Below are 22276 nucleotides of genomic sequence, written 5' to 3'. Positions count from 1 at the left end.
CGCGGTCGTTCAGACCCGACGCACCTCGTGCTCGCCCCACAGGCCGCGCGGCCGGAGCACGAGGAAGAGGATCATCGCCGCGTAGGGGAAGACGGCGTGGAAGTTGTGCCCGAAGGCGCCCAGGTGCGGGTTGACGTACGCCTGGGACAGCACCTCCAAGAGTCCCAGCATGAACGCCGCCACCACCGCGCCCACCACCGACTCCAGGCCCCCGACGATGATGGCCGGGAAGGCCCGCAGCGCCACGTAGCCCAGGTTCGAGTCCACCGAGCGGGGGAACATCCCCAGGAAGATGCCCGCCACCGCGGCCGTGGCCCCGGCCAGGAACCAGGTGAAGGCCAGCACCCGGCCCACTGGAATTCCGAGCGCCAGCGACACCTCCTGGCTCTCGCTCGCCGCGCGCATCGCCACGCCCAGCGGCGTGCGCTGCACGAGCGCGTGCATGAGGACGAGCACGGCCGTCGTCGCGCCCAGCGACACCAGCGACGAGAGGAGCACGGTGGCGTTGCCCACCTGCACCTCCGCCATGGCGTCCCAGGGCGTCGGCATGCCGCGCGTGTCCGTGCCGAAGGCGATGACGATGCCGGCGCGCAACAGCAGCCCGAGAAACAGCGTCAGGATGATGGTGGTGAAGACGGGCCGGCCCACCATGCGCCGGAGCACCGTGCGCTCCAGCAGCGCCGCCAGCCCGCCGGTGAGGGCCGCGGCGGCGAAGAGCGCCAGCCACCAGGGCAGCACGTCCACCAGCGCCGTCATCAGGAACGCGCCGAGGCTCAGCAACTCGCCGTGCGCGAAGTTGAAGAGCCGCGAGGCGCGGTACACCACAGAGAAGCCCAGGGCGATGAGCGCGTAGCTCGCTCCCAACGCCAGGCCGGAGATGCTGAGCTGGAGCAGCTGCGTCATTCGCTTTTCCTCGCGTACATCGCTTCCACCAGCGGCGCGTGCAGCTCGAGCACCGCCTTGCGGCGGACCTTCAGCGACGCCGTCACCTCGCCCGCGTCCTGGGTCATCTCGCGCGCGAGGAGCCGGAAGGCGCGCACCTGCTCCACGCGGGCGAGCCCCTCGTTGGCGCGAGCCACCTCCTCCTCCACCAGCTTCAGCACCTCGGGCTGCGTGGTGAGGTCCGTGTACGAGGTGAAGGCAATCTTGCGGCGCAGGGCCCAGTCCGACACCGTGTCCGCGTCTATCTGGATGAGCGCCGTGACGAAGGCGCGCCGGTCGCCAATGGCCACCGCCTCCTTGATGTACGGGCTGTTCTTCAGCGCGTTCTGGATGCGCTCGGGCGACAGGTTCTTCCCGCCGGAGGTGATGAGGATTTCGCGCTTGCGGCCCGTGATTCGCAGGTACCCGTCGGCGTCGATTTCGCCCAGGTCTCCGGTGTGCAGCCAGCCGTCGTCCTGGCGCACCTCGGCCGTGGCGTCCGGCCGGTTGAGGTAGCCGAGGAAGACGTTGGAGCCGCGCACCCGCACCTCGCCGTCCTCCGCGAGCTGGCACTCCACGCCCGGCACGGGACGCCCGACGGTGCCGATGCGCGTGGCCCCGGGGATGTTGAGGTGGCTGGTGCCGGCGCTCTCCGTCTGCCCGTAGCCCTCGTAGATGCGCACGCCCACGCCGTCGAACCAGGTGATGAGCTCCGGGGAGATGGGCGCCGCGCCGGAGATGGGGAAGCGGCAGCGGCGCAGCCCCAGCCTTTCCTGCAGCGGCCGGTAGACGAGCACGTCACCCACGAACCACACCAGCCCGTCCCACCAGCGGCGCTGGCCGTTGCGCTCGCGCTCGCGAATACGTCCGCCCAGGCGGGTGAAGGTGTCGAAGAGGGTGCGCTTGAGCCACGAGGCGTCGCGCATCTTCACCATCACCATCGCGTGCATCTTCTCCCAGATGCGCGGCACCCCCAGGAACACCGTGGGCGAGACTTCCGCGACATCCGTCTGCACCGTCTCCAGCGCCTCGCCGAAGTGGACCTTGCCGCCCACGACGAGCGGCAGCAGCAGGCTGAACAGCTTCTCCGCCACGTGGCACAGCGGCAGGTAGGAGACGACGCTGTCCTCGGGCGTCAGGCCGAGCTGCTCCACGAAGGTGGCCGAGCCCTGGAGCATGTTGCGGCTGGACACCAGCGCGCCCTTGGGCGAGCCCGTGGTGCCCGAGGTGTAGATGACCATCGCCGCGTCATCCGGATTGCGCTGCGCCAGCTGCGTCCGGAGCCACGCGGGCTCCCGCTCCGCCAGCGCGCGTCCCTCCGCCAGGAAGCGCTCCCACGTGCGCAGCCGGGCGTCCTGGACGCCGCGCAGGCCGCGCGGCTCGAGGACGATGACGTGCTCGACGGAGGGCGTCTCGGCGGCGACGGTGGCCACCTTGTCGTACTGCTCCTGGTCCTCGCAGATGACGACCTTGCAGCGGGCGTCGTTGAGGATGTACGCGACGTCCGGCGGCGGGTTCGTCTGGTAGATGCCTACCGTCCGCGCGCCCACCACCTGGGTGCCCAGGTCCGCGAACAGCCACTCCGGCCGGTTGTCGCTGAGGATGGCGACCGAGTCCCCCGCGCGCACGCCCAGCTCCCACAACATCCGGGCCACGTGGGCGACTCGCTCCAAGTACTCGCGGAAGGACAGCTCCCGCCAGATGCCCAGCCGCTTCTCGCGGATGGCCACCGCGTGGGGGCGCTCCTCCGCGTGCTTCCAGAGCTGCGCCGGCAGACTCATGGGCAGGGCCGTGCTCATGCCGCCACCGTCCCGCCCACGTAGGCGCTCAGCACGCGGGTGTCGTTGCGCAGCGCGGACGGCGGCCCGTTCGCGATGACCCGGCCCCGGTCCAGCACCGTCACCTGCGTCGCCAGGTCCATCACGAAGCGCAGCTCGTGGCCGATGAGGACCTGCGTCACGCCCAGCTCGTGCCGGAGGTCGAGGAGGGTGTTGGCCATGTCCTCGGTCTCCTCCTGGTTGAGCCCCGCGGTGGGCTCGTCCAGAAGCAGCAGCTTCGGCTCCATGCACAGCGCGCGGCCCAGCTCCACGCGCTTGCGGATGCCGTAGGGCAGCACGGCGACGGGCATCCACCGGAAGTGCTCCAGGTCGAGGAAGTCGATGACCTCCTCGGCCTTCTCGCGGTGGCGGACCTCCTCCTCGCGTGCGCCGCGCGTCCAGAACAGGTTGCGCAGCAGGCCCGTCCGGTAGCGCTGGTGACGGCCCAGCAGGAGGTTCTCCAGCACGGTGAGGTGCTCGAACAGCGCCAGGTTCTGGAACATGCGCGACACGCCCAGGCGCGCAATCTCCGTGGGCTCCACGCCCGTGAGCTCCTGGCCGTCCAGCCGCACCCGGCCCTCCATGTGACGGTGGATGCCGCTGATGCAGTTGAAGAGGCTGCTCTTGCCGGCCCCGTTGGGGCCAATCACGGCGTGCAGCGCGCCCGCCTCGATGGAGAACGAGACGCCGTCCAGCGCCCGCACGCCGGAGAAGGAGAGGCCCACGTTGTCGAGCTCGAGCAGTGCCATGCCTTGAGTCCTCAGGACAGCCAGCGCCGCTTGCGGCGGTAGCGCTTCAGCTCGTGGTAGCCGCGTTGCCCCTCGCGTCCGAAGCCCAGGTAGAACTCCTGCACGTCCGGGTCGTCGCGCAGCCGGTCCGCGGGGCCGTCCAGCACCACCTTCCCCGTCTCCAGCACGTAGCCGTAGTGGGCCAGCCGCAGCGCCACGCTCGCGTTCTGCTCGACGAGGAGCACGGAGACGCCCTCCGCGCTGATGCGTTGAATCAGCTCCGACACCTCGCCCACCGCCTTCGGCGACAGCCCGAGGAAGGGCTCGTCCAGCAGCAGCACCTTCGGCCGCCGCATCAGCCCGCGGCAGATGGCCAGCAGCTGCTGCTCGCCGCCGGACAGGTAGCCGGCCTTCTGGCGCCGCCGCTCCCGGAGCACCGGGAAGCGGGTGAAGGCGGACTCGACGAGCTCCGCGCGCGCCTTCGCGCCCATGCCGAAGCCGCCGGCGAGCAGGTTCTCCTCCACCGACAGCTCGCCGAGGATGCGGCGGCCCTCCAAAATCTGCACCACGCCCTCGCGCACCCGCACGTCCGCGGGCAGGCGCAGGAGGTTCTGTCCGGACATCGCGACGCTGCCCTTGGTGATGGTGCCGTCGTGCAGCTCCAGCAGCCCGCTGATGGCGCGCAGCGCGGTTGACTTGCCGGCGCCGTTGGGGCCCAGCAGGGCGACCACTCCCTGCTGCGGCACCTCCAGGGAGATGCCCCGGAGGGCCCGCACCACCGAGTGGTAGACGACCTGGAGGTTGCGGACCTGGAGGAGGGGAGGACTACTTGCTGTCATCGCTGGCCTTCGCGGCGGAGGCGTCCAGGGCCTTCGGCTTCGCGTAGCCGGCGACGACACGCCAGCCGCCCTGGTCCATCACCGGCTTGAGCACCCGGACGCTGACGGACGTCTCATAGGGGAACCGGGACAGGTCCACCGGCTCCGCCGCCATGCCGCGCGCGGTGGTGCCCGTGATTCCCTTGAGCGCCTTGAGATAGCCCGCGCGGGTGACGTCCTTCGCCTCGATGGCCTTCTTGAGCGCCTCCACCTGGACGAGTCCCTGGACGTAGGACGACAGCGTGTAGAAGTCCTTCGGCATGTCCGCGTGCTGGCCATGGAGCGCGATGAAGTCCTTCATGCCCGGGACGTCGTCGCCCCAGTAGGTGAGCCCCGTGGCCCAGTAGAAGTTCGTGAAGACGGCGGCGGGGATGACCTTGGGGTCGAAGAAGCGGTCCACCCAGGCCGGCGTCTGGCCTACCCAGGTGGGCAGGTACTTGAGCTGCGCCGCCGTGCCAAGGATGGGCCCCGACGCGCTGGGGAGCACCGTGAGCAGCACGTAGTTGGCGCCCGACTGCTGGAGCGCCGTCACCACGGCGGCGAAGTCCTTCTGGCCCGGTGCCACGGTTTGTTGTGACACGACGGTGACGCCGTGGTGCTTCGCCGCCTCCGTCCAGCCGTCGATGCCATCCTTTCCGTAGTCATCCCCCTGGTAGACGATGGCTGCCTTCACCTTGGCCGCGCCGCCCGCGTGCTCCACGGCCCAGTCCATGGCCCGCATCGCCTCCATCTTGTAGGAGGCGCCAATGGGCGGCGTGTACTGGTTGCGCGCCATCTCCGAGGACTGCGATGCCGGGAAGGCCACCATCCCGTCCGCCGCCAGCTTGTCTCGCAGGGGCAGGGTGTTGGGCGTGCCGAAGCTGGTGCCCAGGAAGAGCACCCGGTCGTGGATGTCGCTGTAGGCCTGGACCGCGTTCTGCGGGTTGTAGGCGTGGTCCTTCTCGACGAGCTCCAGCTTCCAGCCCTCGGGGAGCAGGCCGCTGTTGCCGGCGTTCACCTGCCTGGCCAGCAGCCGCTTCCCGGCGGCGAATGGCTTGCCAATGGCCGCCCCCGGACCGCTCTCGTCATTGAGCGCGCCGACGTAGACGACCTTCTTCTCCACGTCCACGCCCTTGTCTGTCTTGATGTCCGAGACAGGCCGAGACTGCGATTGCGAGCCTTCAGCTCCAGGCGCCGCGGATTCTTCCTTCTTGCACGCAGTCAACCCGAGAGCCGCCGCCATGAGCCCGAGTACGAGCCGTCGCATCGCATCCTCCCCGCTGGATTGGTGGCGGCAGCTTTGCCACAGACTAAAGGGCCTGAAAAGATATCAAATACGAATTCCTTGACTGGGTTTCGCAGGGCGGAATGTGTCGGTGAATTCTTTGGCTGTGTTTTGCAGGGCGAAACGACACACGCCAATGACACATTGCGCAACTCGGTTGCACTGCACGATGACCGCAGGACTGCACCGTGGCATCATCCCGCGCGCATGAGCGACACGAATGGCGATGGCGGAAGTCCCCCTCCCGGCGAGGTCCGCCCGGAGCTCGCGGCGCTTCGCGAGCGGCTCGCGGCCACCACGGACGCAGGCCGTCCGGAGGCGGTGGCCCGGCGGCGGAAGACGGGCCAGCGCACGGCGCGGGAGAACATCGCCGACCTCGTGGATGCGGGGAGCTTCTCGGAATACGGCGGGCTCGCGCTCGCGGCGCAGCGCTCCACGCGCTCCATGGACGACCTCGTCCGGGCGAGCCCCGCGGACGGCCTCATCTGCGGGACGGGCACCGTCAACCGCGCCCTCTTCGACGAAGAGCGCGCACGCACGATGGTGCTCGCCTACGACTACACCGTCTTCGCCGGCACTCAGGGGCTGGTGGGCCACCGGAAGCTGGACCGCATGCTCGCGCTCGCCGCGCAGTGGCGCGTGCCGGTGGTGTTCTTCGCGGAAGGGGGCGGCGGGCGGCCCAACGACACGGACACGCACACCGTGTCGGCGCTCGACACGCCCAGCTTCCTGGCCTTCGCCTCACTGTCGGGGCTCGTCCCGCGCGTGGGTCTCGTCTCGGGGCGGTGCTTCGCCGGCAACGCGGCCCTGCTGGGGAGCTGCGACGTCATCATCGCCACCGACGACAGCAACATCGGCATGGGTGGCCCGGCGATGATTGAGGGCGGAGGGCTCGGCTCCTTCGCGCCGGAGGAGATTGGCCCCGCGGACGTGCAGACGCGCAACGGCGTCATCGACGTGCGCGTGCGCGACGAGGCGGAGGGCGTGGCCGTCGCGAAGCAGTACCTCTCCTATTTCCAGGGGCCCGTCGCGCCGGGGGCCTGCGCGCCGCAGGAGCGGCTGCGGGATGCGCTGCCGGAGAACCGCCGCCGCGCGTACAAGGTCCGCCCCATCATCGAGACGCTGGCGGACACGGGCTCCGTGCTGGAGCTGCGAAAGGACTTCGGGCGCAGCCTGGTGACGGCGCTGGTGCGGCTCGAGGGGCAGCCGCTCGGACTCATCGCCAACGACACGTTCCACCTCGGCGGGGCCATTGACGCGAGCGCCGCCGACAAGGCCGCGCGCTTCTTCCAGCTCTGCGACGCGTTCGGCCTCCCCATCGTCTCGCTGTGTGACACGCCCGGCTTCATGGTGGGCCCCAAGGCCGAGGAGACGGCGCTGGTGCGCCACGTCTCGCGCATGTTCGTGGGGGCCGCCAGCCTCTGCGTGCCGTTCTTCTCCGTCGTGCTGCGGCGGGGCTACGGGCTGGGGGCGCAGGCCATGGCGGGCGGGCACTTCCACGCGCCCGTGTTCAACGTGTCCTGGCCCACGGGCGAGTTCGGCGGGATGAACCTGGAGGGCGCCGTGCGCATCGGCATGCGCAAGCAGCTGGAGGCCATCGAAGACCCGGCGGCCCGGGAGGACATGACGAAGGCGCTGATTGCCGAGGCCCACCAGCGCGGCACCGCCCTCAACATGGCGTCGCTGCTGGAGCTCGATGCCGTCATCGACCCCGCGGAGACGCGCGCCTGGCTTCTCCGGGGTCTGCGCTCCGTCCCCAAGCCGGTGCGCGAGGGGCGGCGCCGGTTCATCGACACCTGGTGAGGCGTGGTGGCAGGCAGGGAGCAGGGCGGTGCAACGGTTGCGTGGCCGCGGCTGCCGCCGCGCAGGGACTGCGCCTCGTGGTGCCAGGCCGCCACTCGGGCCGTCGGAACGCGCGATGCTTAACGCAGGGGCATGCACGAGCAACAGGACTGGCGCCAGCGGTACGCGGACAGGGTGGTGACGGCCGAGCAGGCGATTCGCGGCATCCTCCCGGGGAGGCGCATCCTCATCGGCTCGGGGGCGGCGGAGCCGGTGACGCTGGTGCGGGCCCTGGTCGAGAAGGGTGAGCACCTGGCCGACAACGAGGTGGTGCACCTGCTCACGCTCGGCCCGGCGCCCTATGTGGAGCCCGAGCACGCGCGGCGCTTCCGCCACACCGCCTTCTTCATCGGCTCCAACGTGCGCCAGGCCGTGCAGGAGGGCCGCGCGGACTTCATGCCGGTGTTCCTGTCGGAGATTCCGGAGCTCATCCGGAGCCGCCGCGTGCGCATCGACGTGGCGCTGCTCCAGGTGAGCCCGCCGGATGCCCACGGCTACGTCAGCCTCGGTGTGTCCGTGGACATCGTGCGCGGCGCGGTGGACGCCGCCACGCTGCTCATCGCGGAGGTGAACCCGAACATGCCCCGCACGCACGGGGACTCGTTCCTGGACGTGCGCCGCATCCACCACCTGGTGCCGGTGGACTCGCCCCTGCTGGAGGCGCACCCGGAAGCAGCGGACGAAGTCTCCCGGCAGATTGGCGCGCACCTCGCGCGGATGATTCCGGACGGGGCCACGCTTCAGACTGGCATCGGGAAGATTCCGGACGCGGTGCTGGCCCAGCTGGGCGGCCACCACGAGCTGGGTGTCCACACGGAGATGCTGTCCGACGGCGTCATGCGCCTGGTGGAGGCGGGCGTCATCACCGGGCGGAAGAAGACGCTCCTGCCGGGCAAGCTGGTGACGTCCTTCATCATGGGCAGCCGCGAGCTCTATGCGTGGGCCCATGAGAATCCGGCCATCGAGATGCGGCCGAGCGACTTCACCAATGACCCGCTGACCGTGGCGGGCAACGACACCATGATTGCCATCAACGGCGCGCTGGCGGTGGACCTCACGGGCCAGGTGGCGGCGGACACGCTGGGCGGGTGCTTCTACTCGGGCATCGGCGGGCAGGTGGACTTCCTGCGCGGGGCGCGCCGGAGCCGGGGTGGAAAGCCCATCATCGCGCTGCCCTCGACGGCGAAGGGCGGCACGGTGAGCCGCATCCAGGCGGCGCTGGAGCCGGGCACGGGCGTCGTCACCAGCCGGGGCGACGTGCACTACGTGGTGACGGAGTACGGCGTGGCGGACCTGTGGGGGAAGAACATCCGCGAGCGCGCGCTGGCGCTCATCGACATCGCCCACCCGGACTTCCGCGGCGAGCTGATGGCGGCGGCCAAGGGCCGCAGGTGGGTGCTGCCGGACCAGGTGGTGCCCCGCGCGCGCTACCCGTGGGCCGAGGCGCGGCTGGAGCACTCGCTGTCCGGGGACGCGCTGCTCATCCGCCCGGCGCGAATCACCGACGAGCGCGCGCTGCAGGAGTTGATGTACGGCCTGTCCAGCGACAGCTGCTACCGGCGCTTCCTGGAGCTGAAGAAGACGCACCCGCACGAGGAGATGCAGCGGCTGGTCGACCTCGACTACGAGCACAGCATGGCGCTGGTGGCCTGCCCGCCGGGGACGGACGAGGTGGTGGGCGTGGTGCGCTACGACGTGGACCCGGCCACGCGGCTGGCGGACGTGGCCTTCGTGGTGCGCGATGACTGGCAGGGCCGGGGCGTGGGCACGGTGCTGATGCGGCGCATCCGCGAGGCCGCCGCCGCGCGCGGCATCCCCGGCTTCCAGGCGGACGTGCTGGTGACGAACAAGCCCATGCTGGACGTCTTCCAGGAGAGCGGCCTGCCCATCCGCACGCTCCGCGAGGACGGCGTGTACCACCTGGAGCTGCGCTTCCCGACGGGCCCATGAAGATTCATCACCTCACGGTGGACGAGAGCCTGCGCAGCCTGGACAGCCGCGCCGAGGGGCTCGCCACCGCGGAGGTGGAGCGCCGCCTGCGCGAGTTCGGGCCCAACCAGGTCTCCCGTGCCGAGCAGGAGTCGCTGGCGCGCCGGCTCCTGCGGCAGTTCACCCACTTCTTCGCGCTCGTGCTCTGGGTGGCCGCGGCCCTGGCCTTCCTGTCGGCGTGGCGGGAGCCGGGGCAGGGGATGGGGACGCTGGGCTTCGCCATCCTGGGCGTCATCGTCATCAATGGGCTGTTCTCCTTCGTCCAGGAATACCGGGCGGAGCGGGCCCTCCAGTCGCTGCGCCGGCTGCTGCCGGACGCGGTGAAGGTGCTGCGCGACGGCGAGCTCTCACTGCTGTCGGCCGCCGCGCTGGTGCCCGGGGACGTGTTCGTGCTGGAGGCGGGGGACCAGGTGCCCGCGGACGCGCGCGTGCTGGAGGCCCACGCCGCGCAGGTGAACAACGCCACCATCACCGGCGAGTCCGCCGCGGAGCCTCGCGAGGCCGGGCCCAGCCAGGAGGAGCAACTGCTGCACAGCCCCAACGTGGTGCTGGCGGGCACCTTCCTCACCAGCGGACGGCTGCGGGCGCTCGTCTTCGCCACCGGCATGCAGACCGAGTTCGGGAAGATTGCCCACCTCACGCAAGCGACGACGGCGGAGCTCTCCCCGCTGCAGCGGGAAATCGTCCGGCTGGGCCGCATCGTCGCGGTGCTGGCCACGGTGCTCGGCGGCGCCTTCTTCCTCATCGGCCGCGCGCTGGGGCTGCCGACCTGGGAGAACGTGCTGTTCGCCATTGGCATCATCGTGGCCAACGTGCCCGAGGGGCTCCTGCCCACCGTCACCCTGTCGCTGGCCATGGCCTCGCAGCGCATGGCGAAGCGCAACGTGGTGGTGAGAAACCTCGTCTCCGTGGAGACGCTGGGCTCGGCCACCGTCATCTGCACCGACAAGACGGGCACCCTCACGGAGAACCGGATGGAGGCGCGCGCCGTCTTCGTCGACAGCGGGCGCCACGCTACCTCGCCCGAGGCGCTGCGCGCGCTGGTCGGCCCCCACCGGCGCCTCTTCGAGGGGGCGCGCTCGTGCCACACGCTGCAGGAGGTGCGCCGGAATGGCGAGCCGACGCTGGTCGGCGACCCGATGGAGCTGGCGCTGGTGCACCTGGGCACCCGCGCGCTGCCGGGGCAGCCAACGGCGCCGCGCGAGGACGAGCTGTCCTTCGACCCCGAGCGCAAGCGCCTGTCCACCCTGCACCGCCTGCCCGCGGGCCGCGTCCTCCACACAAAGGGCGCGCTGGAGGCGGTGCTGCCCCTGTGCCGGGAGGTGGAGACGGAGGACGGTGTGCGGCCGCTGACGCCCGAGGTGGCGGAGCGCTTCCGGAGCGCGGGCGAGGTGCTCGCGCGCGAGGGCCTGCGCGTGCTGACCTTCGCGTACCGCCCCCTGGCGGAGGGCGTGGAGCGGGAGCACTGGGAGGAGGGACTGGTGCTTTCGGGGCTGGTGGGAATGGAGGACCCCATCCGTCCCGCGGTGCCGGGGGCCCTCCGGCGCTGCCGCGAGGCGGGCATCCGCGTCATCCTCGTCACCGGGGACCACCCGCGCACGGCGGAGGCGGTGGCGCGGCAGGCGGGGCTGGTGCGCACGGAGCGGCCGGTGGTGCTCACAAGCGAGGAGCTGCGGCGGCTGTCGGACGTGCAGCTCCAGCTCGCGCTGGATGCGCCCGAGATTGTCTTCGCCCGCGTGGCCCCGGTGGACAAGCGGCGCGTGGTGATGGCCCTCAAGCGCAAGCGGGAGGTGGTGGCCGTCACCGGAGATGGGGTGAACGACGCGCCCGCGCTGAAGGAGGCGCACATCGGCATCGCCATGGGGCTGTCGGGCACGGATGTGGCGCGCGAGGCCGCGGACGTGGTGCTCACGGACGACAACTTCGCCAGCATCGTCGCCGCGGTGGAGGAGGGGCGCGCCGTCTACTCCAACATCCGCAAGTTCCTCACGTACATCCTCTCCTCCAACGTCCCGGAAATCGTCCCCTACCTGGCCTTCGTGCTGCTGCGGATTCCCCTGCCGCTGAGCATCCTGCAAATCCTCGCGGTGGACCTGGGCACGGACATGCTGCCCGCGCTGGCACTGGGGGCGGAGCCGCCCCATGCCCGGGTGATGCGCCAGCCGCCCTCGGACTTCCGGAAGCGGCTGCTGGACGCGCCGCTGCTCTTGCGCGCCTATCTCTTCCTCGGGGGGATGGAGGCCACGGCCGCCATGGCCACCTTCTTCTTCGTGCTGGAGCGCGGCGGCTGGCGCTACGGTGCACCGCTGCCGTGGAACTCCCCGCTGCACCTCCAGGGGATGGCCGCGTGCCTGGGCGCCATCGTGGTGATGCAGGTGGCCAACGTGCTCCTGTGCCGGACGGAGCGCGCGCCCACCTTCCCCGTGCGGCCGCGCGACAACCCGCTGCTGCTGCTGGGCGTGGGGGTGGAGCTGCTGCTGCTCCTCTTGCTCGTCTACACGCCGTGGGGCAACCGCGTCTTCGCCACGGCTCCGCTGCCAGGGGGCACGTGGCTCTTCATGTTGCCGTTCGCCGTGGGGATGCTGGCGCTGGAGGAGGCGCGCAAGGCGTGGGTCCGCCGCTCCCGGCCCCGCGCGGGTGGGCGGGCTCGGGACGGGTTGCCGGCACCCGCTGCTCCGGGGAAGGGCGAGCGGAGTGCGGCGGGGCGGACGGCGCCTCGGCTGGTGGTGCGGGAGGGCCGTCCTCCGTCGTGAGGCGGGAGCGGCGCCCGGGCGTGCGGCGGCTCGCGGAACGCGCGTGCCTGCTGCGTCCCGCCTTCCGCCTCCCCAGTTTCTTCCGAAACCCTTCCCGGACTTCCGGCCCGGCCGCGCATCCGCCGGCCCGGGAGGGCGGGGACGCTCGGGAGATGCCATGGCCGACCAGCTTCAGAATCCCTTCGTCACGGACATCCAGGAGATTCGCCGTCGCGCACGCGCGCACCTGGAGGAGGGCTCGCTCACCTCGGGCTACGAGGGCGACGTGGCGGCCACCATCGCGCTGCTCAACGACGCGCTGGCCACGGAAATCGTGTGCGTGCTCCGCTACACCGCCCACTACGTGGGCGCGGTGGGCATCAACAGCGAATCGGTGAAGCGGGAGTTCGGCCAGCACGCGCGCGAGGAGCAGCAGCACGCCCTCATGCTCGCCGAGCGAATCAACCAGCTCGGCGGCAAGGCGAACTTCAACCCCGACGGGCTGCTGACGCGCAGCGCGAGCGAGTATGCCGAGGGACAGAACCTGGTGGAGATGATTCGAGAGAACCTCGTCGCCGAGCGCATCGCCATCGAGACCTACCGGGAGATGGTCCGCTACTTCGCCAACCACGACCCGACCACGCGGCGGATGCTGGAGGAAATCCTCGCCAAGGAGGAGGAGCATGCCAATGACATGCATGACCTCCTCGTCGCGCACCAGGGCCGCCCCATGCTCAACAGCTGAAAGGGCTCGCCCGCTCGGCCCGCGCCTTCAAACCGAGCAGCATCTTCCGCTCCATGACGAAGTGCGGGAGCTCGATGAGCTGGCCGAGCGCCCTCGCCACCCACCTTCGCGGGTCCGCGCCCGCCCGCCCGCGCACGAGCAGACGCGTCCTTCCCTCACCCACGGGTTCGAGCACGAACGCCCAGCTCGACATGCCCCAGGCCGGGGCCTCGTCGTCAATTGCCGACCGCAGGACGAGCGCGCGCGCGGGCTCCAGCTCCACCACCTGCATCCCCGTCCAGCGACTCATCGGAATGACGTCACCGACCTTCAGCCCCTGGAGCTGGGGAAGCACGTGGTCCGCGGAGTGGCCCTCGACGAACCGCGCGGCCCCCGCGGCCTGCTCCAGCACGTCGTAGCTGTACCAGCCCCCGCGGCCGTAGCCGAGCTGCACCAGCCACGGCCACACGTCCTCGGGACGGGCGTGGATGGTGACGGCGCGCGTGCTCCCGCCCACCGGGTTGGGGACGAGCCCGTCTCCGGGCAGGGCGCGGGTGACCTCCTCCGCGCTCGCGCCCCAGTACAGCATCCACGGGCGAAGCAGCAGCCAGCTCCACGGCATGAGCGACGCCACCGAGGTGACCACCCGGAGCAGCCGGCTCCGCGGGCGCCCGCCGAGCATGACCGCCGTCATCGCCGAGGCCCACGCGAGGTCCAGCACCAGCGAGGGGCCCATGGTCACCCCCGCGCCGAGGGCCGGCCCCAGCAGGGACGTCGGCCGCTCCAGGGGAGGGTGGGGGGCCCGTGGCGCCTCGCGTGACGGTGTCGTCTCCATGCGCTGTCTCCTCGGTTGCACGGCTCCGCCGTCGTGCCTCATCCAAGGTAGGTGCGCCGCCCGCCACCCGGCACGGCGCAGGTCCTTTCCAGTCCCCGAGATGGAGGGGCAGCGCTCCCCATGCCCCCTGCTCCGGCGGGTTGCATCCCGGCGCGGGGGTGCGCTGCATACCTGGAAGGAGGACGTGCGCGGGGAGTCCCCGCCATCGGGCCGTGCGGCGTGCGCCGCCTGCCCATCGTCGACGGGCAGGGCCGCGTGGCGGGCCTGGTGTCCCTGGACGACGTGTTGGTGCTGCTCTCCGCGGAGCTGGGCCAGACGTCCGCCGCCGTGCGGGAGAACCAGGGGCCTTGAGCTTCGGCGTTGCGAAGCCCGGAGAGAGTGGGGAGCCGGAACATGGATGGGACACTCAAGGCGGTGGTGATTGGCACCGGCGCGGGAGGACTCTCGGCGGCGGCCTGGCTGGCGCGCTCGGGTTTCGAGGTGACGGCCCTGGAGCAGCGGCAGCAGCTGGGCGGCAGCCTGGCGCCCTTCGAGCGCGAGGGCTTCACCTTCGACGTCGGCATCAACTACGTGGGCGGGTGCCGTCCCGGGCAGCTCATGTATGAGCAGCTCGCGGGACTGGGAATCGACGCCTCGGCCCTCTTCAGCGAGTTCGAGCCCGACGGCTTCGACATCTACCGCTTCCCGGACTTCGAGGTGCGCAACTGCGCGGGGCTGGAGCGCTTTCGCGACCGGCTCCAGGCCCTCTTCCCGGCGGAGGCCGCGGGCCTCGCCGAGGTCTTCGAGACGCTGTCGGGCGTGCGGGACTTGATGGCGCTCGCGTCGCGGCCACGGGGCGCGGGGCACCATGCCTCGGACCTGCGGCCGCTGCGGGTGCTGCCCACGCTGTGGCGCCTGAGCCGGGGCACGTGGGGCGACTTCCTCCGGCGACACCTGGAGGACGAGCGGGCGCGCGCGGCGTTGTCCGCGATGGGCGGTGACTGGGGGTTGCCTCCGGGCCGCGCGGCCGCGATGGCCGCGCTCGCGGTCATCGCGGACTACTCCGAAGGGGCCTTCTTCCCCCGGGGTGGGGGCGGGGCCCTGCTCGCGGCCCTGGTGGAGGCCGCCCGTGCCCGGGGCGTCGCGTTCCGCACCGGCGCGGCGGCGCGGCGCATCCACCTCTCGCGGGGCGTCGTCACCGGCGTGGAGTTGGAGGACGGAGAGGCCTTCGAGGCCGATGTCGTCGTGTCCGATGTGGACCCCACCGTGACACTGGGCCACCTCGTGGGCCCCGAGAGCCTGCCCGCGGCGCTCCAGGCGCGCGTGTCCCGCACCGTGCCGTCGACGGGCATGGCCGTCGTCTACCTCGGCCTGCGGCGTGACTTGCGCCGGTACGGCATGAGCGCGGCGAATCTCTGGAGCTACCCCTCCACGGACCTCGACGGCCTCTTCGCGCCGCTGGAGCGGGGCTTGCTGCCGCCGGAGCTTCCGCTCTTCCTCTCGTCCAACTCGCTCAAGGACACGGCGGGACGCCTGGCGCCGCCCGGTTGTTCGACGTTGGAGGTGAGCACCTTCGTGCCGGAGGCGATGTTCGAGCGCTGGGCCTCGGTGCCGCCCCAGGCGCGAGGGGAGGGCTACCACGCGCGGAAGGAGGCGCTGGCGGACCGGATGCTGTGCGAGGTGGAGGCGCGCCTGCCGGGCCTCGTCGGAGACATCGCCGTGCGCGAGGTGGCCACGCCGCTGACGTGGGTGGACTCCCTGCGCGCGCCGCATGGCGGCCCCTACGGCCCGGCGATGACGCCGCGGCAGACGGGTCGCTTCCGCTTCCACACCCGCACGCCGGTGCCGGGGCTCTTCCTCGCCGGACAGGGGGTGCTCTCCATGGGCATCTCTCCGGTGCTGCTCTCCGGGAGGCTCGCCGCCCATGCCGCCGAGCACTACGTCGAGCGGCGCGCCAGGCTCCGCCACCACCTGGGCTGGGGCCGCTCCTGGAGCGCCGAGGCGGATGCGCCGCCCTTGTGAGCTCCGGGGCCGAACCCCCGGCGCTCCCCGCACAACCCTGCTCCTGGACGCGGGCCAGGACACGAGAGGAGGCGCTGCATGCCCAGGGGAGTCGCACTGACCATCGGCTTGAATACCTTGAGCCAGGAGCACTACGCCGGCGCCATTCCTACCCTGCGCGCGGCCGAGGCTGATGCCACGACGTTGGCGGACATCGTCCGGGCCGAGGGGCTCGAGACCACCTGTCTGGTGGGAAGCGACGCAAGCCGCTTCCAGGTGCTCACCGCGCTGCAGGCCGCCGCGGATTCCCTCCAGGGCGGCGACCTCCTCTTCATGAGCTACTCGGGCTTTGGAGGTCAGCTCCCCGACGTGACTGGTACGCGGGCGAGCGGACTCGTCGAGACGTGGTGCCTCCATGACGGCATGCTTCCCGTCCAGGCCGTCTACGCGAAGCTCGCGCTCCTCCGCGAGGACGTCCGGGTGTTCCTCCTCACGGACACGTGTCACACGGGAACCGTCGCGCGGATTCCCTACGAGCTCCTTCGCTCCACGATGGAGCTGGAGAAGGAGGCGGCACCGCGACCGCCGCCGCGTCGGATGCCGGTCTTCCGACTCCTGCCCATGCCGGTCGTCCAGCGTACCTTCTCACAGCATCGTGCCGACTACATGGCGCTGCTCTCGCAGCTTCCCCGGGAGCCGGACGCGGACATCCACGCGAAGGTGATTCACCTGTCGAGCTGTCGGGACGCACAGGTCGCCGAGGATGGCGAGCAGCACAGTGCCTTCATCACCCGGCTCCTGGAGGTGTGGCAGGACGGGCGGTTCAAGGGGAACTACCGGACGCTCTCGCTGCGCATGGTGAAGAGGATGCCCCCCACGCAGTCTCCCGCGTACGAGGTGCTGGGCGCCAGGGCTCCGGAGTTCGAGCACCAGAGGCCCTTCACCGTGTGATGCGGGAGTGCCGTGACGGACGGCCGCTGATGGAGCCCTTCTGGGAAAAGCTCATCCTGATGTTCCTCGACAAGGGGCTGCTCGCCCTGGTGGCCGGCGTCTTTGCCTACTTCGCGAGCAGGGCGCTCGAGCGCTACCGGAGGAACCAGGCGGTCACCCTGGAGCTGGGCAAGGCAAGGGTGGCGGCGTTTCTCCGGGTTCGCTCGTGCCTGGGAGCCTGCGACTTTCTGGTGGCCTGCCTGGAGGTCGAGGGAGGCGGCATCGACTCGGAGCGGTCCCGTGAGCTGCTCGGACAGCTCGAGACGGCGAGGGCCGCGTTGTGGGCGCAGCTCACGAAGGACTTCGGCCTGTTGGATGACGAGACGGGAGCCGCCGCCTTGAAGTACCAGCGAGCGTTGACTGCCGGCTACGTCATCATCTCGAAGGGCGGCTCCATGCGTGGAGGAGGGGAGGAGGCGGAGCTCGACGAGGCCCGGCAGGAGCTGGAGCGGCTGCTGCCGCCCCTTCGCCCGTCCGATTGAGGAGGGGGCCTGGCCCCTGTCGCGCCTGGAGCCGCATGGGCACCTTGACCCCAGAGGAGGAATCCCGATGACGACCAGCGCCGCGCCGCATCCGGACGAGCGGTTCGTGAGCGCGCCGGAGTCGAGCGGAGCCGGCAGGTGGTTCCCGTCCCGGGGCGTGCTCTGGGCGAAGCTGCAGGCCATGGAGTCCACGCTGCGCTTCCTTCAAGTGCAGGGCTCGCCAGAGGAACAGCGGATGCTCGAGCAACTCCTCTACCGGCTCGGGTTGGCGAAGTCGTGCATCGCGGGTCCCCGCAAGCGCCCGCGACTGCGGAGGGATGACCCGCAGTTCTGGGGGCTCGTGCACGGCGTGTCCGCGGACCTCCTGATGCTCATGCCGCCAGGCATGCTGGCCCCGCAGGCGCTGGAGGTGGAGGAGCAGTTCCGCCGCAACATCCAGGAGCCCATCTCCCGCCAGACCTGGCTGGGGCCCGACGGCAGCTCCGGCCCCCTCCCGTTGGCGGTGAAGCAGGTGCTGGAGTCCTCCAGCCGGCCCGGGGCAGCGGGCCCCGATGGCGACCGGAGCCTGGTGTTCGCCCGGAACGTGCTGCGCGGTGCGTTGCGCCTGGTGAACGAGCAGTCCGAGCAGCACTTCCGGCAGCTCGCAATGGGGGCTTCATTGTGCATTACCTCTTCGGGTTGTTGTCGGCCTCTTCGCGCGGCGGCGAGGCTTGCGGGCGCCCCGCGGGCTCGTACGACGCTTCTGGACTGCCTCAAGCACGTGCGGGGTTCGCAGGTCCTCCACTCGAATCTGCCACGGCGCATCCGGCATCACCTGCTTGGCGGGCAGCAATCCACACTGGATGAGTTTGCGAATCACCTGGTCCGGCACGCCGAGGGCTGCAGCCGCATCACGCATCGTGAGCCAATCGCTGTCATCACGAGCGGGGGCGTAGGCTGGAATCCGGGCCGTCCGCCGGTACGCGGCGACGCGACACTCGGTCCACTCAAGGCCCTGACCAGTTCGGTGGCCCTCCTGGTTGAGACGCACCGCGATGGCCGCGTCAGACTGCTCGCCAGCCATCGCACGAATCAGCGCATCCGCGTCGGCGGAGGCGCGCCTGCGGTGCTCTCCCGTGGCGGGCTTGCGTCCCCGCACCTCCGAATGTTGCCCGCCCCGCCAGTGGATGAGGAGCACCAGCTCACGGCGGGTATCGTCGACGTCGACGACTATCTCCTCAATCAGGGTGCGCACCAGGCGCTGCTTCAGGGCGGAATCCGTCCCCGGGGCGTCCCATGCCACGCGCAGGTCGCCCGCCAATCGCAACAGCACTTCGCGGTCAGGGACGGCGGCAGGCGTGGGCTCCCCCTCGCTGATGCGCTGCTCACATGCACGCAGCTGGGTGAGCGCCGCATTCCACCGCGCTTCCAGTTCCGCGGCAACGAGTCGGTTGTCCGGGTCGACGGCCTCGTAGCGACGCTGCGCGAGGCGCACCTCATAGTGTGCCTGCTCCCTCTCAAGCTCGAGCGCGCGACGCCGCTCGGCTTGTTGCTGCTGGGCGAGGTCCATTGCGGCTATCGCTGCCTCCACGGCGACGGGAGAGACGGCCCGCAGCACCTCGGCCGTAATGAGGTCATCTGGCCGAGAGGCACCGAAGGAGATGCAGGGCGCGGTGCCGTGGGCCTCGTGGCCTTGGTGACAGAGGTAGCGCGCCCGGCGCGGCAGACGCCCGGTGTACGCCACGAAGAGCATGCGTCCACAGCGGCGGCAGCGCAGTAGGCCCGAGAGCAGCGCCTTTCCGCCTCTTGCCGCCTTCGCGCTGCCAGCGGGGCGGCGGTGCGCGTTTCGCCGGAGGAGGTCTTGGTTGTGCTCGAATTCTTCCCAGCTGACGTAGCCTGCATGGTGGTCTCGCAGCAGCACCGTCCATTGCTGCATGGGACGGGGATGCCCGTAGCTCTTCGCCAGACGCCCCTCGACGAGCTGGGTGTGCTGGGCCGACTTCCCATACGCATAAACGCCCGCGTAGAACGGATTCTCTAGCACGCTGATGATGTTGCGGTAGGTCGGCGGCGTCCAGCACCGTGGCGCGCCCAACCGCTTGCCGTCGCTCGGCCGTGGGAAGAGGTTGCGCTCGCGGCACATGTGCAGATGCACCTGCCGCGCACTTTCCAGGCGCCCGAAGAGTCGGAAGACTGTACGGATGGCTTCCTGCACGCGACGGTCCGGGTCCATCTCCAAGGCTGTGTCATGGGACCACAGGTAACCGACCGGCACGGGAATATGGAGTTCTCCGCGCCGTGCCTTGGCCTGCGCTCCTTCGACGAGGCGGCGACGCATCAGGGTCAGCTCGAATTCGCTGATAGTCCCTTTCAATCCGAGAAGCAGTCGGTCGTTCGGCACACTCGGGTCGTACACACCATCGCCGTCGACAACGCGCGCATCCACGAGACCACACAACTCGAGGAGGTGATGCCATTCGCGGCCGTTGCGAGCCAGACGGGAGGCCTCCAGGCAGAAGACAGCTCCGACGCGGCCCTGGCACAGCTGGGCTACCAGCGCCTCGAAGCCCGGACGGGCGGTAAGGCCGCTGGCCGAGCGGCCAAGGTCGTCATCAATCGTGACGACGTCGCGGAAGCCGTAGTCGCGAGCCAAGTCCGCGAGCGCATACTGGCGGCGCTGGCTCTCCATGTTGTCCTGGACCTGTGCGACGGTGGATTGGCGGACGTAGACGATGGCGCGCCGCTGCAGGACCGATTCTGGCAGCTCAGCGCGGTTCATCGCCGGCCTCCGCTGCGGCGCCGCCGCCGCTTGCCGGAGGCACGGCGCTCAGCAGGAGTTGCGCGAGCAGCAACACCACCTGCTGGTGCTGCGCTTCGGTGAATCGGGGACTCGCCTCCCTTGCGAACGGTAGCGATAGTTGCTGCGGCTTCCTTGCCTGGTGGTTGGCCATGCGCGCCCTCCACCACCAAGCCTGTGGTGGATGCCGACGCGTGCTCGGACGCCAGCGCGTCGAGCAACCGGCGTAAATCGCGCAGCGCCTCGAGAGAACACTGCGGAATGCCGAGCGTCAGGGGCGCACAGGTCGCCCGCTCCAGCATCCATGCCGGGACGACCGCGCGCGAGCCATCGGGTAGCTCGCAAATGGCAACGTGCTCCCCTTTGCGATGTTCGCGGTACAGGACGGGAACCTGCTGGCCAACCAGTGGGTGCCATCGGTAGTGGACCTGGGCAACTTCCGCAATGCCTGCGGCAGAATGAACGGGGCGTTGCCTTCGCCCTGCTGGTGCGCAGCCTGAGCGGCGCGCTGCTGGTGCTGCTCTTCGTAGCGGCCTTCTTCTTCAACCTCGACGTCTGGCTGCCCCCGCCCCAGGGCGCGCTCACCCCGGCGGTGCTCCGGTTGCCCCTGCCGCTGGTGTCGCTCGTCCTGCTCGGTGCCGGGGGGGCCATCGTCGCGAACATGACTTCCGACCCGCCGGTGCTCGCCGCGCGGGGGCCCGTATGGCGGCAGTTCTTCTATTACCTCTTCGTCCGCCCGGCGATTGGCGCCTTCGCGGCGTTCCTCTTCTACCTGCTGGCCAGGTCGGGGCTGCTCTTCAGCATCGAGTCGGCCACCGGGCAGACCTCGGCGGCGCAGCCCCCCGCCATCCGCATCGTGCTCGGAAACCTTCGGGCCGTGGATTACGCCTACGCCATCGTCTCCATCGCGGTGGGCTTCTCCGCGGACCGCGTCCTGGGCTCGACGATGGACCAGGTGCTCAATCGGCTGTTCCGCATGGCGGACAAGAGCTTGCAGTCGCCCGACGTACCGGCTCCGGTACCCACGCAGGTGCACGCGCCGCGCGTGACGGTGGCGGAGGGTGGTCCTTCGAAGTGACACCGGGAGGGGTAGCCCGGGCCCCGGGCTTCAACCGCGTCCGTGCGTTCACGGCGGCGCTGGGCCTGTGCTCCGCGCTGCCCGCGTCCGCGGCGGATGCCTCCGAAGAGGAGGAGCTTCCTCCGGTGTCCGTGGGGGCCGACACCCTCTACTTCCGCCCGCGCGAGGGGTGGGACTACCTCTACGGGAGCGTGCGCGCGGAGGCCGGCGTCCTCCACCTGGAGGTCCGCTACAACTACGAGGACCTGCACACCGGCTCAGCCTTCGTGGGGTGGAACCTGGGCGTCGGCGAGCGGCTCCGGCTGGAGCTCACGCCCATGCTGGGCGGCGTGCTGGGAGCGACACAGGGCGTTGCTCCCGGATTGGAGCTGGCGCTCTCGTACGGGAAGCTCGCGCTCTGGTCGGAGAGTGAGTACGTCCTCGCGCGCTCGGACGCGGACTTCTTCTACACGTGGACGGAGCTGTCCCTGTGGCCCGTGGAGTGGGCGCGCGCCGGCGTCAACCTCCAGTGGACCCGCTCCACCGGCGCGCGTCCCGTGGCCGAGCGCGGCTTCCATCTCGGGCTCGCGTACCGGAACGTCTCCGTGGCGGCGTACGTCTTCGAGCCGGGCGGGGACGACGCCTCCACCATCTTCCTCTTCGGCCTGGAGCTGTAGGCTTCGCCCGCGCGGACTCATCCAGGGCGCGGAAGAGTCCTGCAAAGCATGGGCGTTACCCAGCCAACTGGCACCGGGGCCGCATGTCGCCCGCTCCGCGACTCCAAGCGCAAGCGTCACACCGTCCCGTGGGCGCTCGGTCTATTACAGGAACTTCAAGCGGCCTGAATCAGTCAGGCACGGCGCGTGCCGGGAGAACCCACCGCCATCGCGCGCACTCCAAAGCGTCAGGAGGCGCTCGAACAAGAGTTGCTCGCTCCAAGGCGTCAGGAGGCCTCGTCGGCCTCGCGGCCCTGAATCACGAGGACTCAGCGGACCGCACTCGCGATGCGTGCGGAGCACGGAACGGTTCATCCCCTGTGAGCGTGGCGAAGCGGGAGAAAGCAGGTCAGGCGTCGGCAGCCGGGGTCCCAGCCGAATCGGCGAAGCGGGAGAGGTAGGGTTCGCCCACGAGGGCCTACCTCCAGGGAGGAGCGTCCCCTGCCTACCCGCCATGTCAGCCCCCTCCGGTAGAAGGGAATGGTGGAAGTAATATTCCTTCCACGGGACGGCCGCCCCGGAAGGGGGGCAGGAGGGGGTAGGGG

At 70.5% G+C, this 22276-nt stretch carries 18 protein-coding genes; 10 read left to right on the top strand and 8 right to left on the bottom strand.

Annotated features, from left to right (window positions below):
- Positions 1-9: 9 nt before the first annotated feature.
- The 5 genes from G4D86_RS42360 to G4D86_RS42340 are packed head-to-tail and all read right to left on the bottom strand — an operon-like array spanning position 10 to position 5590.
- Complete coding sequence (locus G4D86_RS42360) at positions 10-903, bottom strand: branched-chain amino acid ABC transporter permease (protein ID WP_164000291.1); 894 nt, start codon at positions 901-903, stop codon at positions 10-12.
- Entirely contained in the window at positions 900-2720 is a 1821-nt protein-coding gene (locus tag G4D86_RS42355; RefSeq protein WP_164000289.1) for an AMP-dependent synthetase/ligase, read from the bottom strand. The genes G4D86_RS42360 and G4D86_RS42355 overlap by 4 nt, the downstream gene beginning before the upstream one ends.
- Positions 2717-3487 carry an ABC transporter ATP-binding protein gene (locus G4D86_RS42350; protein ID WP_164000287.1) on the bottom strand — a complete coding sequence of 257 codons (771 nt, stop codon included), beginning with the start codon at positions 3485-3487 and terminating at the stop codon, positions 2717-2719. The genes G4D86_RS42355 and G4D86_RS42350 overlap by 4 nt, the downstream gene beginning before the upstream one ends.
- 11 nt (positions 3488-3498) lie before the next feature.
- On the bottom strand, positions 3499-4305 hold the full coding sequence (locus G4D86_RS42345) for an ABC transporter ATP-binding protein (RefSeq protein ID WP_164000285.1): 807 nt from the start codon (positions 4303-4305) through the stop codon (positions 3499-3501).
- On the bottom strand, positions 4292-5590 hold the full coding sequence (locus tag G4D86_RS42340; RefSeq protein WP_164000283.1) for an ABC transporter substrate-binding protein: 1299 nt from the start codon (positions 5588-5590) through the stop codon (positions 4292-4294). The genes G4D86_RS42345 and G4D86_RS42340 overlap by 14 nt, the downstream gene beginning before the upstream one ends.
- 225 nt (positions 5591-5815) lie before the next feature.
- Here G4D86_RS42340 and G4D86_RS42335 point away from each other — a divergent pair, with 225 nt between their 5' ends.
- The 4 genes from G4D86_RS42335 (at position 5816) to G4D86_RS42320 (ending at position 12916) form a co-directional block, all read left to right on the top strand.
- Positions 5816-7411 carry an acyl-CoA carboxylase subunit beta gene (locus G4D86_RS42335; RefSeq protein WP_164000281.1) on the top strand — a complete coding sequence of 532 codons (1596 nt, stop codon included), beginning with the start codon at positions 5816-5818 and terminating at the stop codon, positions 7409-7411.
- A gap of 132 nt (positions 7412-7543) precedes the next feature.
- Positions 7544-9400, top strand: a complete 1857-nt coding sequence (locus tag G4D86_RS42330) for a bifunctional acetyl-CoA hydrolase/transferase family protein/GNAT family N-acetyltransferase (protein WP_164000279.1) — start codon at positions 7544-7546, stop codon at positions 9398-9400.
- Positions 9397-12192, top strand: coding sequence for a cation-translocating P-type ATPase (locus G4D86_RS42325; RefSeq protein ID WP_164000276.1), 2796 nt, complete (start codon positions 9397-9399; stop codon positions 12190-12192). Before G4D86_RS42330 ends, G4D86_RS42325 begins: the two co-directional genes overlap by 4 nt.
- A gap of 157 nt (positions 12193-12349) precedes the next feature.
- The gene (locus tag G4D86_RS42320) at positions 12350-12916 is read left to right on the top strand and encodes a ferritin-like domain-containing protein (protein ID WP_164000274.1); all 567 of its coding nucleotides are present in this window, start codon (positions 12350-12352) and stop codon (positions 12914-12916) included.
- On the opposite strand, the gene G4D86_RS42315 is transcribed toward G4D86_RS42320, so the two are convergent.
- Positions 12906-13730 (bottom strand): SRPBCC family protein, encoded by an 825-nt coding sequence (locus G4D86_RS42315; RefSeq protein WP_205520264.1) that lies wholly within the window; start codon positions 13728-13730, stop codon positions 12906-12908. The genes G4D86_RS42320 and G4D86_RS42315 overlap by 11 nt on opposite strands.
- A 120-nt stretch (positions 13731-13850) precedes the next feature.
- On the opposite strand from G4D86_RS42315, the gene G4D86_RS42310 reads away from it, so the two are divergent.
- From G4D86_RS42310 to G4D86_RS42295, 4 genes are all read left to right on the top strand, one after another.
- The gene (locus G4D86_RS42310; RefSeq protein ID WP_164000272.1) at positions 13851-14081 is read left to right on the top strand and encodes a CBS domain-containing protein; all 231 of its coding nucleotides are present in this window, start codon (positions 13851-13853) and stop codon (positions 14079-14081) included.
- Between the two features lie 42 nt (positions 14082-14123).
- Entirely contained in the window at positions 14124-15731 is a 1608-nt protein-coding gene (locus tag G4D86_RS42305) for a phytoene desaturase family protein (RefSeq protein ID WP_164000270.1), read from the top strand.
- Between the two features lie 78 nt (positions 15732-15809).
- The gene (locus G4D86_RS42300; protein ID WP_164000268.1) at positions 15810-16661 is read left to right on the top strand and encodes a caspase family protein; all 852 of its coding nucleotides are present in this window, start codon (positions 15810-15812) and stop codon (positions 16659-16661) included.
- On the top strand, positions 16661-17182 hold the full coding sequence (locus G4D86_RS42295; RefSeq protein WP_164000266.1) for a hypothetical protein: 522 nt from the start codon (positions 16661-16663) through the stop codon (positions 17180-17182). The genes G4D86_RS42300 and G4D86_RS42295 overlap by 1 nt, the downstream gene beginning before the upstream one ends.
- Before the next feature lie 655 nt (positions 17183-17837).
- Here the strand turns inward: G4D86_RS42295 and G4D86_RS42290 are convergent.
- Both G4D86_RS42290 and G4D86_RS42285 read right to left on the bottom strand, forming a co-directional pair.
- Positions 17838-19940: a recombinase family protein gene (locus tag G4D86_RS42290; RefSeq protein ID WP_164000264.1), complete on the bottom strand. Its 2103-nt coding sequence runs from the start codon at positions 19938-19940 to the stop codon at positions 17838-17840.
- Positions 19927-20112, bottom strand: coding sequence for a hypothetical protein (locus tag G4D86_RS42285; RefSeq protein WP_164000262.1), 186 nt, complete (start codon positions 20110-20112; stop codon positions 19927-19929). The genes G4D86_RS42290 and G4D86_RS42285 overlap by 14 nt, the downstream gene beginning before the upstream one ends.
- A 333-nt stretch (positions 20113-20445) precedes the next feature.
- On the opposite strand from G4D86_RS42285, the gene G4D86_RS42280 reads away from it, so the two are divergent.
- Together G4D86_RS42280 and G4D86_RS42275 are read left to right on the top strand one after the other, a co-directional pair.
- Positions 20446-21036, top strand: coding sequence for a hypothetical protein (locus tag G4D86_RS42280; protein ID WP_164000260.1), 591 nt, complete (start codon positions 20446-20448; stop codon positions 21034-21036).
- Positions 21033-21692, top strand: a complete 660-nt coding sequence (locus G4D86_RS42275) for a hypothetical protein (RefSeq protein ID WP_164000258.1) — start codon at positions 21033-21035, stop codon at positions 21690-21692. Before G4D86_RS42280 ends, G4D86_RS42275 begins: the two co-directional genes overlap by 4 nt.
- Positions 21693-22276: the final 584 nt, after the last annotated feature.

It is taken from the genome of Pyxidicoccus caerfyrddinensis (assembly GCF_010894405.1).
In the GTDB taxonomy this organism is placed as follows: domain Bacteria; phylum Myxococcota; class Myxococcia; order Myxococcales; family Myxococcaceae; genus Myxococcus; species Myxococcus caerfyrddinensis.
The sequence above is the reverse complement of the archived record's forward strand: the minus strand, read 5'-3'. Positions and strand labels throughout refer to the sequence as shown.